The organism is Frankia sp. R82 (genome assembly GCF_023716925.1).
Taxonomy (GTDB): domain Bacteria; phylum Actinomycetota; class Actinomycetes; order Frankiales; family Frankiaceae; genus Frankia.
On record NZ_JAMQQG010000296.1, the window covers coordinates 1 to 16,015 of the forward strand.

The window sequence follows — 16,015 nt, forward strand, 5'->3', positions numbered from 1 at the left end:
GCGAGGAGCCGGTCGCGACCGGCGGGCAGCTCGGCGACACGCCAGGCGGACGCCGCGGGACCACCCGCCGCGACCAGATCGACGAAGGCCCGGGCCGCGGCAAGCAGCGCGGGCACGGCCACGGCATCGGAAACCCGCAGCCCCCGGGCTTCGCCGGCCACGGATACCACCATGTGCCCGGCCGGCAACGCGCGCAGCGCAAGATCGGCCGGAATGGCGGAAAGATCACCGGTGCCGTCGTCGACGGCGAACAGGATCCGCCCGGGCAGCGCGGCCAACGCCGGACCGGCGCACAGCCCACGGTCGAGGGCGGCCACGAAGGCCTGCACGTCCCGCCCGCCGGCCAGCCGCCCGGACAACGGCGACGCCACGATGTTGCGGACCCGCTCGTGGGTGTCCGACGGCAGCAGGCCGACCGCCCTGGCCCGACCGGCCAGCACCTCGGCGCCACCGTCGGCGAGGCCGCGCAGCTGCACGTTGCCGCGGGAGGTCAGCTCCAGGTGCCCGTCGGCAAGCTCGCGGGCACAGGCCGCAAGCTCGCGCGCCGCCCGGGCCGTGAGCCGACCGCCGGGCAGCCGTAGCCGGGCCAGTGCGCCGTCGGCGGCCGGATGCGTCCGAAGTACCCCGGGGCAGGCGTCATGGGCGCGCTCCCGCCGGCTGGTGGACACCGGCGGAGCATACGTGCAACCTGCGACAGGTGCGGCCAATCCGACCAGGCAGCCCGCGGATCAGAAACGCCAGCGAGTGGCGCCGCCGGGTTCGACGGTCCGCAGCGCGGTCGCGGCGCTGGCGACGATCCGGTAGACCGACCAGGGCGGCGGCCCGGCGGACGGCGCGCTGAACGCGGCCGTGAGGGCCCGGCCGGTCTCGTCCACCTGGCAGGGCCATCCTGCGGCCGCCCACTGCCCGGCGAGCTCGGCCACCGTCGGCGGATCGGTGATGAGCTCGGCTCGCCCCTCGACCACAAGGTCGTAGGCATCGGTGGCCAGGCTGAGCGTGCAGCGGGCGTCGCGGGCGAGGTTGCGGGCCTTGCGGGTGCGCCCGCCGGTCTCGAACCAGAAGCTGCCGTCGACGTACAGGGCGCCGACGCCGGTGACGTGCGGGCTGCCGTCCGGATTGATCGTGCTCAGCCAGCAGGTGTGCCGGTTCGGGCCGCCGGAGCCCGGTATCTGGGTGAAGCCGGCGTCAAGGCGCGCCCGTACGGCGTCCCAGTCCAGAACCGGCAGATCATAGAGCTCGGCCAGATTCGTGGCATCCATACTTCCGGCACGCTACCGCACGCCCCTCGGCGGGAAGACGCATCCCATGATCATTGGTGAGTGCTACGGCGGGAAGCGGTCGGTGTCGTAGATCCGGAAGCCATGGAAGGGTTGGTGTGGCAGGGAGGCATAGAAGTCCTCGGCGCTGTCCGTCCCGAGATCGAGGCGCGCGGCTCCGCTTCGGCGGAGCACCTCGGTCACAAGGTGGCGGCCGATGCCCTGTCTGCGGTGGTCATGCGCGGTAACTAGGAGCGACAGATGGGTGTGGATGACGCCATCGGTGAGCGCCTGGGCGAACTCGAAGGCGGTGATGTGGGCCACGCGGAAATGTTCGCTGGCTGGTGTCGAGCGCGGCTACGTGCTCCGCCGGGTCGTGGTGCGATCGAAACGCGTCGCCTCCGCCAGGATGATCCCATGGCGGAGAAGAACGACCGGCGGTGGAACCACAACATCCACTACCACCCTCACATCCTGCGCGCGATCCCCGACGGCGCCCAGCGCGCCCTGGACATCGGCTGCGGCGAGGGCATGCTTGCCCGCGAGCTGCGGCGGACGGTGCCGAAGGTCACCGGCATCGACCTCGACGGCCCCAGCATCGACCAGGCCCGCGGGTACCCGGACGACGTCGACTACATCCTCGGCGATGTCCTCAGCCATCCCTTCGAACCCGCCTCGTTCGATGTCGTCACGTCGGTGGCCACCCTCCACCACATGGACGCCGCCGCCGCGTTGGCCCGCATGCGTGACCTGCTGTGCCCCGGCGGCGTCCTGGCCCTGGTCGGTCTCGCCCGCAGCACCATGCCAGGCGACCTGCCACGCGACCTTGCCGGTGTCGCCGTCGGTACCTTCCACCGGGCCAGAAGGGGTCACTGGCAGCACCCGTCCCCGCTCGTGTGGCCACCGCCGGTGACCTACCCGCAGATGCGGGCGCTGGCCGCCGAGATCCTGCCCGGCTCCCAGTACCGCCGCCACCTCCTGCTGCGCTACAGCATCATCTGGCACAGCCCCGCCGCCACCCGGTAGCGGACTCGCACCCATCCCCACTGCGTGATGGCCGTCGCTCCCGGCTGGGGTGAGGAACCTGCCAGCCGCCAGAAACCAGCGGATCGGGGTCCCGGCCGGCGGAGACCGCAACCCGCCTCCCAACCGAAATCGCCTTCCGAACGGGTTGAGCGGGCGGGCGCCTGCGTCGGGCGTCGGGGCTATGACTCGTCTGCCAGAAACCGTCGGAAGATCATCGTGGGTCGTCCTGGGCCGTTGTGTTCCGGGATGGGACCGTCGATGGCGAAGCCGAGACGGCGGTGGAACGCGATCGAGTCGGTGTTGCTCGGCCCGGTGATCGCGTGAACCTCGCGGCAGCCCGCCGCTCGCATGCGGTGGAAGAAGTCCCCGTAGCGGCGGCGGGCCAGGTCGAAGCCGCGCTGGTCGGACCGTACGCCGAGGAAGTGGATGTAGGCGACGTGGGGCTGGGACGGCGAGGGGAGGGCGATGAGGAAGCCCGCCAGACCGTGGTCGTCCTCGACCTCTGGCACTTCGGCGACCCAGGTCGCCCACGCCTCACCCGCTCCGGTGTAGGAGACGAAAAATCCACCGCCACCGGTGATTCGGATGCAGTGCCAGCCGTTGCCGAGGCCCCGTGTCCATAGCCGTACGCCCTGCCACCTCGGCCACGAAACGTCACAAAACGGCTGCGCTGAACATCAGGGTCAGATGCGGTAGAACACCCTTGTGTCTTTGCAGTCGACGTCCAGCACTCTCCGGCAGGCCATCGAGGTCCTCGACGCGCGGTTGGTCGCGGCTGACCCGGCAGCCCTGGCGAACCAGTCTCCCTGTGACGAGTGGACGGGCGCGGATGTCGTCCTGCATGTCGCCCGTAACCTCGCCGGCCTTTCGGCGGCCCTGCGGGGAGGCGACTACCGCGCTTCGACCGTCCAGCCAGGTCTCGATCCACGTCAGGCCTGGGCATCAGCGCGGGAGCGTGCCGTGGCTGACCTCGAGGCCTTCGACGCGCATGGCGTCCCTGACTCGCCGGTGCGGATCGGAGCGGACACGGTCACGGCCGAGTTCCTGCTGGTGGCGCTCGTGCGGGACGTGACGATTCACGCCTGGGACCTCGCCCGCGCCGTCGGCGGGGACGACCTGCTGCCCGCAGACCTGGTGGAGGCCGTGCTGGCGGACATGCCCGCGATCACTGCGCAGATGCGGGGATCGGGGCGCTACGGCTCCATCCTTCCCACCCCGCAGGATGCCGGAGCGCAGGATCGCATGCTTGCGCTCGCCGGCCGTAAGGCACGCTGACGCGACCGGTCGACTGGCCAAGGGCCGTCCCCACCGGCGAAGAAAGTGGCCGGGATACGGCCGTTGACGTGGGCGCCGTTTGACAGTGCGGGTGCCCGATCTGTCATGGTGAGGCGGCCACAAGCGGCGAGCGGCGAGGAAGTCCGGTGCGAGTCCGGCGCGGTCCCGCCACCGTCACCGGGAAGCGGACCCCAGGCACGGCCACTGGCGCGGGCACGCCGTCCACGCCGGGAAGGCCGGGGCGAGCGAACGTCGACAGACCCACCCGCGGGCAGCGGGAGCGGGCAGGTCCGGCGGGCACCCGGGAGCCGGGATACTCGGCTCGGCCGCGCGGGGCACGGCAGGTCCCACAGCCCGGTCCGGGGTGCGGCAGTGCGGGTGGCGCCATGGTCACCGCTCGGCCCGTGCGTCCGTCCGGGTCGGGTCGCCGTCCGGTACCGCCGGCGCAGTGCAGGCGCCGGCCGACGCGGGGACGCGGATCCCCGGGGAGAGGCAGCCCGAATGACCCCCGCACGCCCGCAGACACCTTCCGTCCCACCCACCGCAGTTGAGGCCGAAGCCGCCACGAACGTCACCGAGGCTGGCACGGGCACCGGCGGCGCGCCGGCGGAGTTCGACGCGACGGTGCTGCTGCTGTCGACGTCCGACACGGATCTGCTGTCCGCGCGGGCCAGTGGGGTGCGCTACCGGCTCGGCAATCCGGCCCGGCTCGGGGTGGACGACCTGCCCGGGCTGACCGACGGGGTCGACGTGGTGGTCGTGCGGATCCTCGGTGGTCGGCGGATGTGGGAGGAGGGCCTGGCCGCGCTGCTGGCCGGGCCGCGGCCGGTGGTCGTCCTCGGCGGGGAGCGGGTGCCGGACGCGGAGCTCATGGCCGCCTCCACCGTGCCCGGCGGGATCTGCGCGCAGGCGCACGCCTACCTGGCCGAGGGCGGCCCGGCGAACCTGCGCGAGCTGCACCGGTTCCTCGCCGACACGCTGCTGCTCACCGGCGACGGCTTCGCCCCACCGGTGGTCACGCCGTCCTGGGGCGTCCTGGCCGGTTTCACGCCCCCGGTCGACGCCCAGGACCAGACCGCTGCCGGGACGACGTCCCAGCCAGGACGGCCGGGGCGACCGGTGGTCGGGATTCTGTACTACCGGGCGCATCACGTGGCCGGTAACACCGCGTTCGTCGAGGATCTGGCCGCGGCGGTGCGGCGGGCCGGCGGGGTGGCGCTGCCGGTGTTCTGCGCGTCGCTGCGGACCGCCGAGCCGGAGCTGCTCGCCGTCCTCGGTCAGGTGGACGCCCTGGTCGTCACCGTGCTGGCCGCGGGTGGCAGCCAGCCGGCGAAGGTCGGCGCCGGGGGCGACGACGAGGCGTGGGACGTCGGCGCGCTCGCGGCCCTGGACATCCCGATCCTGCAGGGCCTGTGCCTGACCAGCCCGCGGGAGGTGTGGGCCGGTTCGGACGACGGGCTCTCGCCACTGGACGCGGCCACCCAGGTGGCGATCCCCGAGTTCGACGGCCGGCTGATCACGGTGCCGTTCTCGTTCAAGGAGGTCGACGCCGACGGCCTGACCAGCTACGTCGCCGACGCCGAGCGCGCCGACCGGGTCGCGGGTCTGGCCGTGGCACACGGGCGGCTGCGCCACGTCGGCGCGGCGGACCGACGGGTGGCGCTGATGCTGTCGGCCTACCCGACGAAACACTCCCGGATCGGCAACGCCGTCGGCCTGGACACGCCCGCGAGCACCGTGCGGCTGCTGCAGGCGATGCGCGCGGCCGGGTACGACGTCGGTCCCGTCGACGGCCCGGACGCGCTGCCCGGGATCGCCGCCAGCGACGGGGACGCGCTCATCCACGCGATCATCGAGGCGGGCGGGCAGGATCCGGCCTGGCTCACCGAGGCGCAGCTCGCCGGCAACCCAGTGCGCATCCGCGCCGCCGACTACCGGGCCTGGTTCGACACACTGCCGGCCGACCTGCGCGACCGGGTCGAGGCGCACTGGGGGCCGGCGCCGGGCGAGCTCTACGTGGACCACGGCGCACAGGCCAGCCCGGACGGCGACATCGTGCTGGCCGCGCTGCAGGCCGGCAACGTGGTGCTGCTCGTCCAGCCGCCGCGCGGGTTCGGGGAGAACCCGGTGGCCATCTACCATGATCCGGACCTGCCGCCGAGCCACCACTACCTGGCCGCCTACCGCTGGCTGTCCGCCGGGCCGGCCGAGGGCGGGTTCGGCGCGCACGCCCTGGTCCATCTCGGCAAGCACGGCACCCTGGAATGGCTGCCCGGCAAGACGGTGGGGATGAGCGCGTCCTGCCCGTCGGACGCGGCGCTGGGCAATCTGCCGCTGATCTACCCGTTCCTGGTGAACGACCCCGGTGAGGGCACCCAGGCGAAACGGCGCGCGCATGCCACGCTGATCGACCATCTCGTGCCGCCGATGGCCCGGGCGGAAAGCTACGGCGATCTGGCCCGCCTCGAACAGCTGCTGGACGAGCACGCCTCGATCGCCGCGATGGACCCGGCGAAGCTGCCGGCGATCCGCGCCCAGATCTGGACGCTGATCCAGGCCGCCCGCCTCGACCACGACCTGGGCCTGGCCGACCGGCCGCACGACGTCGAGTTCGACGACTTCCTGTTGCACGTCGACGGTTGGCTGTGCGAGGTCAAGGACGCGCAGATCCGCGACGGCCTGCACGTGCTCGGGGTCGCACCGACCGGGGCGGCCCGGATCAACCTGGTGTTGGCGATGCTGCGGGCCCGCCAGATGTGGGGCGGGCAGCGCACCCTGCCGGGCCTGCGTGAGGCCCTCGGCCTGGACGAGACCGCCGAAACGGCGTCACGCACCACCGTGGACGAGGCCGAACGCACCGCCCTGGCCCTGGTCACCGAACTGGAGCACCGCGGCTGGGATCCCGCCGCCGTCCCCTCCATCGTCACCGCCCTCCTCGGCGAGCCGACCAGCCCCGGGCAACCGGTCGACGGGACGGATGCGGCCGACGGGGCGGGACCCGCGGTCGTCGGTTCCGCGGAACCGTTCGACGGTGGGGCGGATCCGGCTGACGGTTCCGCGGAACCGTCCAGTGCGACACAGCCGTCCAGTGCGACACAGCCGTCCAGTGCGACACAGCCAGGAGGAGACCCGACCGCCCGCCACGAGGCGGTGGCCGCGGTGTTGCGGTTCGCCGCGACCGAGATGGTCCCGCGGCTGGCGCGGACCACCGACGAGATCGGCAACGTGCTGCACGCGCTCGACGGCGGGTACGTCCCGGCGGGGCCGAGCGGGTCACCGCTGCGGGGGCTGGTCAACGTGCTGCCCACCGGACGCAACTTCTACTCGGTCGATCCGAAGGCAGTGCCGAGCCGGCTCGCGTGGGAGACCGGGCAGGCCATGGCGGCGAGTCTGCTGGACCGGTACCGGGCGGAGACCGGGCGCTGGCCGGAGTCGGTCGGGCTGTCGGTCTGGGGCACGAGTGCGATGCGTACCAGCGGCGATGATGTGGCCGAAGTGCTGGCCCTGCTCGGCGTGCGCCCGCTGTGGGACGACGCGTCCCGCCGGGTGCACGGGCTGGCGCCGATCGAGCTCGCCGAACTCGGCCGACCGCGCATCGACGTGACCGTGCGCATCAGCGGCTTCTTCCGCGACGCGTTCCCGCACGTCGTGGCGATGCTCGACGACGCGGTGCGGCTGGTCGCGGACCTCGACGAACCCGACGAGGACAACCATGTGCGCGCCCACGCCCGCGCCGACCTCGCCGAGCACGGCGACCAGCGGCGGGCCACCCTGCGGATCTTCGGATCGCGCCCGGGCGCGTACGGCGCGGGTCTGCTGCCGCTGATCGACAGCCGCAACTGGCGCGACGACGCCGACCTCGCCGAGGTGTACGCCACCTGGGGCGGTTACGCCTACGGTCGCGGGGTCGACGGGACGCCCGCCCGGCCCGACATGGAGGCCGCCTACCGGCGCATCGCCGTGGCCGCGAAGAACGTCGACACCCGCGAGCACGACATCGCCGACTCCGACGACTACTTCCAGTACCACGGCGGCATGGTCGCGACCGTGCGGGCGCTGACCGGCCGGGCGCCCGCGGCCTACATCGGCGACAGCACCCGGCCCGAGGCGGTGCGGACCCGCACCCTGTCCGAGGAGACCTCGCGGGTCTTTCGGGCCCGGGTGGTGAACCCCCGTTGGCTCGCGGCCATGCGCCGCCACGGCTACAAGGGGGCGTTCGAGATGGCGGCCACCGTCGACTACCTGTTCGGCTACGACGCCACCGCTGGCGTGGTGGCCGACTGGATGTACGAACGGCTCGCCGAGACCTATGCCCTGGACGCCGAGAGCCAGAAGTTCTTCCTCGAGTCGAACCCGTGGGCCCTGCACGGCATCGCCGAACGACTCCTCGAGGCCGCCGCCCGCGGCCTGTGGGAACACCCCGAGCCCGCCACTCTGGACGGCCTGCAAGAGCTCTATCTGCGCACCGAGGGCCAGTTGGAGGACGCCACCGCCACCGACCCCACCGGCGGCAACCCGTCCTAGCCGCGGGCGGCAACCCGTCCCGGCGGTGCGCGGCGACCGACGGCTGCGGTGGTATCCACCGGACGGGCGGGCGGTCGGCGCGATCGAGCCGGGACCACAGTCCCCGACCGGGGTGCCATACCTACCCCCGGTTGGGGCTGTCCGTCCCGGTGCCGCCCCGACCGAACGGCTTACGCAGCCCGCTGACCAGCCACGACGGCGTGAGTCGCGGCCGAGAGCGTGGCACGGGGTCGAGGGCCGGGTCCGCCACCCGAGGATGCCCCGGTGGGAATTCCGCGCGGACATCGGGGAAAATGGCGAAGGTGCGGACGACTCTTCTGCTCGTGGGTGACGAGGCGGGGACGCGCCGGGAGCTGCTGACCACGCTGGTGGACGAGGGCTACGGCGTCGACACGGCCCGTTCGGCCGACCAGGCCCTGGCCGTGCTCGCCGCCCGGTCGGTGGACCTGGTCCTGACCTGCCTCCCGCTCAGCACCGAGCCGGGGGCGCTCCCCCTGCCCGACGATCTGGCCGCCCTCGACGACCCCTGGTTCGACCGACTCGGCTGGGCCGGGCAGCAGGACCGCCCGCCCGCCCGCGAACAGCTGTCGCCGCCCGAGCGGGCCGAGCTCGCCGCGGAACGGCTCGACACGCTCGTCTACGGCCCGGACGGCCCCCCGCCCGTCGATCTTCCTTCCTCGGTCCTCGGCCTCGCCGTCCCTGTCGCAACCCCCGCGGTCCCCCGTGAACGTGTCACCGTCGCGCTGCCCACCGGACCGGATCCCACCGCTGCCACCGGCACCGGGCTCGCCACCAGCGCCACGGCGGGCGTCGGCGTCGCCCTGGCGGCCGACGGGACGGCCGTCCAGGCGACGGCGGAGCTGGCGATCAGCGGGCTGGAGTTCTGTCGACGGGTCCGGGCCGCGGGGGACGTTCCGCTGGTCGTGGTGGCCGAGCGGGGCGACCCGAGCGGCCTGGTCGCGGGACTGGAGGCCGGTGCCGACGACTACATCACCGCCCCGCCGCTGTCCGCGGAGGCGCTGGCCCGGCTGCGGGCACTGCTGCGCCGGACCCGCCCCGACCAGGCCACGGCCCGCGCACTGCGGGTCGGCGAGCTGCAGATCCGTCCCGCCGAGGGGGTCGTCTGCCGGCACGGCGAGGACCAGTGCCTGACCCGTACCGAGTTCCGGTTGCTGTGTGAGCTGGCCGTGGCCGGCGGACGGGCGGTCAGCCGCCGGCAGCTGATGGAGCGGATCTGGGGCTATGACTACTACGGCGGGGCGCGGATGCTCGACGTCCATGTCCGACGGCTGCGCCGCAAGGTGGAGGTGGACCCGTCGGCGCCCACCCACATCCTCACCGTGCGCGGCATCGGCTACCGCGTCTGCACCCCGTCCGGCGGCGACTGACACCCGTCCCGCGGTGGGGAGCCGGCGGCAGGGAGCCAGCCGCCGGTCGGTCAGCGGTCGATCGTGGACATGTCGGGGTAGCGGGCGCCGGCGGCCGACGTGCCGAGTGTGCCCAGGTGGTCCGCCTCCGCGTCGGTCAGGGTGATCGCGGCGGCGCCGATGTTGTCCTCCAGGTAGCGGCGGCGCTTCGTGCCGGGGATCGGCACGACGTCGTCGCCTTGGTGGTGCACCCAGGCGAGGGCGAGCTGGGCCGGGGTCACACCCTTGTCGGTGGCCAGCTTCTCGATCTCGGCGACCAGCGCGAGGTTCGCCGCGAGGTGCTCGTCCTGCATCCGCGGGTAGCCGCGGCGGTAGTCGCCGGGGCCGACGTCCGCCGTCGACCGCAGGGCGCCGGTGAGGAAGCCACGGCCCAGCGGACTGTAGGCGACCAGGCCGATGCCAAGCTCGCGCAGCGTCGGCAGGATGTCCTGTTCGAGCTCACGCGTCCACAGGCTGTACTCGGACTGCACCGCGGTGATCGGCGCGACGGCGTGGGCACGGCGGATCGTCGCCGCCGACGCCTCGGACAGGCCCAGGTAGCGGACCTTGCCGGCGGTGACGAGCTCGCTCATCGCCCCGACGGTCTCCTCGATGGGCACGGTCGGGTCGACGCGGTGCTGGTAGTACAGGTCGATGTGGTCGACGCCGAGGCGGGCCAGCGACGCATCGGCGCTGGCGCGGACGTACTCCGGGCGGCCGTTGATGCCGCGGGCGGACGGGTCGGCCGGGTCCCGGATGATGCCGAACTTCGTGGCGAGCACGACCTGCTCGCGGCGGTCCGCGATCGCGGCGCCGACGAGGCGCTCGTTGGTGTGCGGACCGTACATGTCGGCGGTGTCCAGAAGCGTGACGCCGAGGTCGAGGGCGCGGTGGATCGTCGCGATCGACTCGGTGTCGTCGGTCTCACCGTAGAACTCGGACATGCCCATGCAGCCCAGGCCCTGCTGGGACACCTGCAGGCCCGCGGAACCCAGTGTGACAGTGCGCATCAGCGAATCTTCTCCTCGTACTGGGCGATCTTGCAGTCGATGGCCGCCAGGTTGCGCTGCTCCTCCTGCAGCCGGTCGAGCACCCGGCGGCGATGCTCGGTGAGCAGGGCCAACCGGTCCGCCTCGGTACCGGCCCCGGCCCGGGCGAGCTGGGCGTAGCGGGCCATCTCGCGGATCGGCATGCCGGTCAGACGCAGCCTGGTCAGGAAGCTCACCCAGGCGATGTCGGCCCTGGTGTAACGGCGGTGCGACGAGGCGGCCCGGGCGACCGGCTCCAGCATCAGCCCCACCCGCTCGTAGTACCGCAGGGTGTGGACGCTGACGCCGGTGGCCTGCGCGGCCTGGGCAATCGTCTGGGCCGACGGGTCGCCGACGCCGGGCGGCCCGTCCTGAGCGGACGGCTGCCAGGACACGGATGCGGACGCTTCGAGCGTGGCCATGTCCAGAACGCTAGGGCTTCGAGTGCACTCGAAGTCAAACGTCCGAGGTCAGTACGTCAGCCGAGATGCCAGTGTTCGGGTTCGAGACGCAGCCAGCGGTCGACCTCGGCACGCCACCAGATCCGGGTGCCACTCCAGGTGGCGGTGCGGTTCACCACCGCGGCCGGTTTCGGCGCCGCCGGGTCCACCCGCATCCGGTGGTCCACCGCCTGACGGGTCAGACCGAGCGCACGGGCGATGTCGCCGGAGCCGACAAGCAGCGGAAGCTGATCCACACCTGACGACGTTAGCCAATCACCCCTGCCACGCGCCCGTGGATCGAGCCCACCGCACCCCGACCCGCACACCCACGGCACCGCTACGACACCGTTACGGCGCTGCTGCGGCGCTGTGGTAGCTGCGTTTCACCCGCCATGTGCGGGAGTATCGGCATTGCACCGTCGGGGAGCGTCGGCATGTGCTTGGCTGATCACACACCCCGCTCCGGGCGCCAGCGGCGCCTGACCGACCGGCCATGACCGAAGCAGGGAGACCAGACTCAGTGGGTAGGGACAATCGTGGGCATTGATCTCGCCAAGGGCGCCCGCACCGCCCTCGTCGAAACCACCGGCGTCCTGACGCATATCAGGGTCGGTCTGGGCTGGGACCCGAACAGCCCGGGAGCGCAGGAGTTCGACCTGGACGCGAGCGCGATCGCGCTGCAGGGCAACGGCCGGGCGCCGAGCCGCGACTATTTCGTCTACTACAACAATCTGAGTACTCCGCGCGGTGAGATCGTCCATCGCGGGGACAGCCTCACCGGTGAGGGCAGCGGAGACGACGAACAGATCGAGGTGCGCCTCGACCTGTTGTCCCGCGCGATCACCCGGATCGTGTTCCCGGTGACCATCCACAACGCCGAGTACCGGCGGCAGAGCTTCGGCGACGTGCACAACGCGTACATCCGCGTGGTCAACACCGACACCGACACCGAGCTCGTCCGCTACGACCTGTCCGCCTCCGCCGCCCACGACACCTCGATGCTGTTCGGCGACCTGTTGCGCGAGGGCGACGGCTGGCATTTCCGCGCGCTCGGCGAGGGCGGGGTGCAGGAGCTCGCCGAGATCGCCCGTTCCTACGGCCTCGACGTCTGATTCTCCTGCCCCCGGCGCCTCGGGCCGGGGGCAGCGCTCAGCGCGGGATCGACGTGTGCTTGAACTCGTTGAGCTCCGGCCATCCGGTCAGCAGGTCCACGACCCGCTCTACGGCTCGGATGGACGTGGCCGCCTCGGCTCCGGGCCGGGCCCGGTCCATCAGCCGGACGAACACGGCCTGCTCGCCCGCGATGAACGTCGGCACTCCCCATACGGTGTGTGATGCCACGTGCCCCTCGTGTTCGCTGCGCACCCGGGTGAGGACGTCGCCCTCGTCGATGCGTGCGAGCACGTCCGCCGCGGGGACGCCGACGGCGGTGAGCGTCGCGGCGATGACCTCCCGGTCCTCCAGGTGGAGGCCCTCGTCGTGCCGGGCGGCGAACAGCGCGCGGTGCGCCGCGGGGAACAGGTCGGGGTACTCGTCGCGGACGACGACGCCGGCCTGCAGGGCGAGGATCCCGGAATCCTGCTCGGGTTTCGCCCAGACGCTGGGCTGTCCCTCCTCCACATGCGCCTGCCCGAGCGAGAACGGGACGAACGTGACGTCCCAGTCGGCGCCGGCGGCCAGGCCGGTCAGTACATGCTCGTGCGCGTTGCGCGCGAAGGGGCAGCGGTAGTCCCAGGTGACGGCGAACGTGACAGCGGTCATGCCGCGAGCAACGCCCGTCCGTCCCGCGGTGTTCCACCTCGCAACAAGGCGGCAACACAACGCCGCAGCACCGGCGGACGCCCGCTCACCGCCGACCGCGCTGGCCCCGGGTCAACCGGGGCGGGGCGGGCTGGCGCGGCAACCCGCCGGACAGGCCGGGCGTGTGCCCGTCCCCGCGGCGGGACTGGATCAGACCATGCACGTACACGACGGCACCGATGATCACCAGCAGGTCGTCGATCAGGCCGATCGGGCCGAGCGGGATCTCGGGGACGGCGTCCACCGGCGACACCACGTAGGCGAGGCTGCCCAGCGTTGCCACGATCCCGCGTACCGGCAGGTCATAGCGCCGGATGACCACCAGCGCGGCGATCGCCAGCACCAGGCCGACCGCCACGAGCACACCGAGGCCGATCAGCAGCGCAGTCCCGAAGTCACCCATCGCCCACGTCTCCCTGTCCGGACCTGCGCACGCCCTGCCGCACGGCCATGATCTCCTGACCGCCATGATCTCCTGCGGCATGCCCCGTGACGGGCCGATCCGAACCTCCACCGGCACTGCGGTGACGGCCGCAACGGGCGCATCGGTAACCGGCCGCGGACACCTCGACGACCGACGACGAGCACCTCGACGACCGGCATCGGGTGCGTTGACAACCGGGTCGCACCCGATATCCGGACGAAGCGGCCACGGACGGTGTCGCCCGTCGGATCCCGGGACGAGCGGACAGGGGTGCGACGGCGCCGGTAGGCTTCACGTTGTGTCCCCCGCGGAGTCGTCGGCGCACAATGGCCTGAACAGTGGCCTGAACAGTGGTCTGCGCAGTGGTCCGAACAGCGGTCCGCGCGACGATCAGCATAGTGGTCGACTGATGGCTGTCAGTGATGTTCACATCGGCTACCCGGAAAACCGGGGCCTGGTCGAAAGCATCGAGGCGCACTCTCCCGACGACTGGCTCATCCTGGCCGGCGACGTGGGCGAGATCGCCGCCGACATCATCGCCATCATGCGGCTGATGGCGAGCCGTTTCGCCACGGTCCTCTGGGTACCCGGCAACCACGAACTGTGGACGGCCAAGCAGGATCCGCTGCGCCTGCGCGGCGATGCGCGATATCGCTATCTCGTCGCCGCCGCCCGTGACGTTGGCGTGCTCACCCCGGAGGATCCGTATCCGGTGTGGTCGGGCGAGGGCGGGCCGGTGGTCGTCGCCCCGCTGTTCGTCCCATACGACTACAGCTTCCACCCGGCCGGCACCTACTCTCGGGACGAGGCGCTCGCTCTGGCCCGCAGCACCGGTGTGGTGTGTACGGACGAATGGCTGCTGCACGCCGACCCCTATCCACGCATCGACGACTGGTCGCGCGCCCGCGTCGCCTACACCGAGCAGCGGCTGGCGGCGCTCGATCCGGCCGTTCCCCCGGTGCTGGTCAACCACTGGCCGCTGGTGCGTCAGCCCTGCGACATTCTGCGGTACCCGGAGTTCGCCCTGTGGTGCGGCACCACCGCCACCGCCGACTGGCACCTGCGTTTCGGTGCGACCGCCGCTGTCTACGGCCACCTGCACATTCCCCGCACGACCTGGTACGACGACATCCGCTTCGAGGAGGTCTCGATGGGGTATCCGCGGGAACGGGCCGCCTGGGAGGCGTACGGCCGGCCGTACGCCGGGCCGCGCCAGATCCTGCCGTACGTGCCGCGGCCCGAACGCAGGCAGGTGGGCACCGCGGCCGGCGGCTCCCCGGCGTCGACGTCGGCGCCGAGGCGGGGCTGACACCAGGTGCTCTCGAGCCTGCTACCCGCGGCGGCCATCGCGGTCGAGGCGTTCGAGGATGATCCGGCCGCCGTGCTGTTCCCCGAGGAGTCGGCGTTGCTCGCCCGGGCCGTCGAAAAGCGGCGGCGCGAGTTCACCACCGCCCGCATCTGCGCGCACACGGCGCTACGCCGGCTCGGTCTGCCGCCGGCGCCGATCCTGCCCGGCCCGCGTGGTGCCCCCGGCTGGCCGGACGGGGTGGTCGGCAGCATCACCCACTGTGCCGGCTACCGGGCGGCCGCCGTCGCCTGGTCCTGCGACCTGCATACCGTCGGGATCGACGCCGAGCCGAACGAACCGAACCCGCCCGGTGTCACCCGAGAGATCACCGTCGAGGACGAGGCGGACCGGCTCACCTCGCTGATCGCGTCCCGGCCCGGCGTCCGATGGGACCGTCTGCTGTTCAGCGCCAAGGAGTCCGTGTACAAGGCCTGGTTCCCCCTGGCCGGGCGCTGGCTGGGCTTCGAGGACGCCGCCCTGACCCTCGACCCCGGCACCGCACCCCTCGCCGGCGCCCCCGTCATTCTCGACGGCCCGGTCGGCCCGGTGGCCACTCCCAGCTTCGGCGCCACGGCCGGACCCGGGAAAAGCACCGGGTTCGGCGGTGCGGCGGCACGGGTGCCGGTGCGGGCCGAGGGGACGTTCACCGCGCGGCTGCTGGTTGACGGCCCTGTGCTCGGGCCCGGCGCCCTCACCGGTTTCGACGGACGTTGGCTCGTCGAAGGAGGCCTGCTGATCACCGCGATCACCGTCCCGCACATCGACGGCACACCGACACCGTCGGTCACCGCGTGATGCGCCGCAGAGGACGCCGGCCCCGCCCGGCCGGCCGCTTCCGCCCCGCCGGCCGCACCGGCCCCGGCTCCCATCCCGCCGGCCGCCGCCCCCGCACCCGCGGCGTCGAGGGCCGCAAGCCCCGGTAGCCACACCAGCCCACGTCCGAACGGCATGATCCGCACTTCCTCGATGATGACCGGCAGACCCGTATGACGCTCCCTTTCAGTCGGGGCGGTCCGCGAGGCGGTCGAGCAGCTCGGCGGCGATCCGTACCAGCTCGACCTCGGCGTCGGTGAGATCTTCCAACGCTTCGACGAGCCAGGCGTCCCGCTGCGCCATGTCGCGTACGAGCGCGTCCCGGCCTGCCTCCGTGATGGCCAGCACGACGGCCCGCCGGTCCTGCTCGGCCGGTCTCCGGGTGATCAGTCCGTCGCGCTGGAGCTCGGCGAAGGTACGTGACAGCGCCTGTGGCTGGTGACGTTCGGCCGCGGCTATCGCCCCCGCCGAGCTCGGCCCCAGCCGGTGCAGGTGGCTGAGCACGCTGAGCTTCGTCCCGTTCAGGGCGCCGGCGGGCCGCTGCGCCCGCAGTCGGCGACCCAGATGGGTGACGGCCCGGCGCACCGTCACTGCCGCCCTCGCCCGGTTCGCCGTCGCCCCCGCTGCCCCGAGACCGGGCTCCTCATATGCCACGCAACCACTTACTATCAT

The 16,015-nt window shown here is 72.5% G+C and carries 16 protein-coding genes, 1 pseudogene and 1 riboswitch; of the genes and pseudogenes, 7 read left to right on the top strand and 10 right to left on the bottom strand.

Translation table 11 applies throughout. The features are described 5' to 3' along the window. The 3 genes and pseudogenes from ND747_RS23335 to ND747_RS23345 all read right to left on the bottom strand — a co-directional run. Window positions 1-668: pseudogene (locus ND747_RS23335) on the bottom strand (nitrite reductase); the annotation flags it as partial. A 60-nt stretch (window positions 669-728) separates the two neighbouring features. Beyond that, window positions 729-1,259, bottom strand: coding sequence for a pyridoxamine 5'-phosphate oxidase family protein (locus ND747_RS23340; RefSeq protein WP_251736329.1), 531 nt, complete (start codon window positions 1,257-1,259; stop codon window positions 729-731). 63 nt (window positions 1,260-1,322) lie between these two features. Beyond that, window positions 1,323-1,580, bottom strand: coding sequence for a GNAT family N-acetyltransferase (locus ND747_RS23345; protein WP_251736330.1), 258 nt, complete (start codon window positions 1,578-1,580; stop codon window positions 1,323-1,325). Between the two features lie 93 nt (window positions 1,581-1,673). Between ND747_RS23345 and ND747_RS23350 the strand changes: the two genes are divergently transcribed. Next, window positions 1,674-2,282: a bifunctional 2-polyprenyl-6-hydroxyphenol methylase/3-demethylubiquinol 3-O-methyltransferase UbiG gene (locus tag ND747_RS23350; RefSeq protein WP_251736331.1), complete on the top strand. Its 609-nt coding sequence runs from the start codon at window positions 1,674-1,676 to the stop codon at window positions 2,280-2,282. A gap of 179 nt (window positions 2,283-2,461) precedes the next feature. Here the strand turns inward: ND747_RS23350 and ND747_RS23355 are convergent, their stop codons facing one another. Then, window positions 2,462-2,791, bottom strand: coding sequence for a GNAT family N-acetyltransferase (locus ND747_RS23355; protein WP_251736332.1), 330 nt, complete (start codon window positions 2,789-2,791; stop codon window positions 2,462-2,464). Window positions 2,792-2,987: 196 nt separating this feature from the next. On the opposite strand from ND747_RS23355, the gene ND747_RS23360 reads away from it, so the two are divergent. The 3 genes from ND747_RS23360 to ND747_RS23370 all read left to right on the top strand — a co-directional run bounded on the left by ND747_RS23360 (window position 2,988) and on the right by ND747_RS23370 (window position 9,469). Continuing rightward, window positions 2,988-3,557 carry a TIGR03086 family metal-binding protein gene (locus ND747_RS23360; protein ID WP_251736333.1) on the top strand — a complete coding sequence of 190 codons (570 nt, stop codon included), beginning with the start codon at window positions 2,988-2,990 and terminating at the stop codon, window positions 3,555-3,557. Between the two features lie 135 nt (window positions 3,558-3,692). Beyond that, window positions 3,693-3,876: riboswitch (cobalamin riboswitch) on the top strand. 182 nt (window positions 3,877-4,058) lie between these two features. Next, the gene (cobN, locus tag ND747_RS23365) at window positions 4,059-8,081 is read left to right on the top strand and encodes a cobaltochelatase subunit CobN (protein ID WP_251736334.1); all 4,023 of its coding nucleotides are present in this window, start codon (window positions 4,059-4,061) and stop codon (window positions 8,079-8,081) included. A gap of 302 nt (window positions 8,082-8,383) precedes the next feature. Further along, window positions 8,384-9,469, top strand: a complete 1,086-nt coding sequence (locus ND747_RS23370) for a winged helix-turn-helix domain-containing protein (protein WP_251736335.1) — start codon at window positions 8,384-8,386, stop codon at window positions 9,467-9,469. A gap of 50 nt (window positions 9,470-9,519) precedes the next feature. Here the strand turns inward: ND747_RS23370 and ND747_RS23375 are convergent, their stop codons facing one another. Genes ND747_RS23375 through ND747_RS23385 form a run of 3 tightly spaced genes read right to left on the bottom strand, consistent with a single transcriptional unit; the run spans window position 9,520 to window position 11,212 of the window. Further along, entirely contained in the window at window positions 9,520-10,497 is a 978-nt protein-coding gene (locus ND747_RS23375; protein ID WP_251736336.1) for an aldo/keto reductase, read from the bottom strand. After that, the gene (locus ND747_RS23380) at window positions 10,497-10,937 is read right to left on the bottom strand and encodes a MerR family transcriptional regulator (RefSeq protein WP_251736337.1); all 441 of its coding nucleotides are present in this window, start codon (window positions 10,935-10,937) and stop codon (window positions 10,497-10,499) included. The genes ND747_RS23375 and ND747_RS23380 overlap by 1 nt, the downstream gene beginning before the upstream one ends. Before the next feature lie 56 nt (window positions 10,938-10,993). Then, the gene (locus tag ND747_RS23385; RefSeq protein ID WP_251736338.1) at window positions 10,994-11,212 is read right to left on the bottom strand and encodes a hypothetical protein; all 219 of its coding nucleotides are present in this window, start codon (window positions 11,210-11,212) and stop codon (window positions 10,994-10,996) included. A 282-nt stretch (window positions 11,213-11,494) separates the two neighbouring features. Here ND747_RS23385 and ND747_RS23390 point away from each other — a divergent pair, with 282 nt between their 5' ends. Further along, window positions 11,495-12,070, top strand: a complete 576-nt coding sequence (locus ND747_RS23390) for a TerD family protein (protein WP_251736339.1) — start codon at window positions 11,495-11,497, stop codon at window positions 12,068-12,070. A gap of 37 nt (window positions 12,071-12,107) precedes the next feature. Here the strand turns inward: ND747_RS23390 and ND747_RS23395 are convergent, their stop codons facing one another. Continuing rightward, window positions 12,108-12,719 (bottom strand): DsbA family protein, encoded by a 612-nt coding sequence (locus ND747_RS23395; protein ID WP_251736340.1) that lies wholly within the window; start codon window positions 12,717-12,719, stop codon window positions 12,108-12,110. An 85-nt stretch (window positions 12,720-12,804) separates the two neighbouring features. After that, window positions 12,805-13,161, bottom strand: a complete 357-nt coding sequence (locus ND747_RS23400) for a YkvA family protein (protein ID WP_251736341.1) — start codon at window positions 13,159-13,161, stop codon at window positions 12,805-12,807. Window positions 13,162-13,591: 430 nt separating this feature from the next. Here ND747_RS23400 and ND747_RS23405 point away from each other — a divergent pair, with 430 nt between their 5' ends. Next, complete coding sequence (locus ND747_RS23405) at window positions 13,592-14,491, top strand: metallophosphoesterase (RefSeq protein WP_251736342.1); 900 nt, start codon at window positions 13,592-13,594, stop codon at window positions 14,489-14,491. 6 nt (window positions 14,492-14,497) lie between these two features. After that, on the top strand, window positions 14,498-15,325 hold the full coding sequence (locus ND747_RS23410) for a 4'-phosphopantetheinyl transferase superfamily protein (RefSeq protein WP_251736343.1): 828 nt from the start codon (window positions 14,498-14,500) through the stop codon (window positions 15,323-15,325). 204 nt (window positions 15,326-15,529) lie between these two features. On the opposite strand, the gene ND747_RS23415 is transcribed toward ND747_RS23410, so the two are convergent. Then, window positions 15,530-15,997 carry a MarR family transcriptional regulator gene (locus tag ND747_RS23415; RefSeq protein ID WP_251736344.1) on the bottom strand — a complete coding sequence of 156 codons (468 nt, stop codon included), beginning with the start codon at window positions 15,995-15,997 and terminating at the stop codon, window positions 15,530-15,532. Window positions 15,998-16,015: the final 18 nt, after the last annotated feature.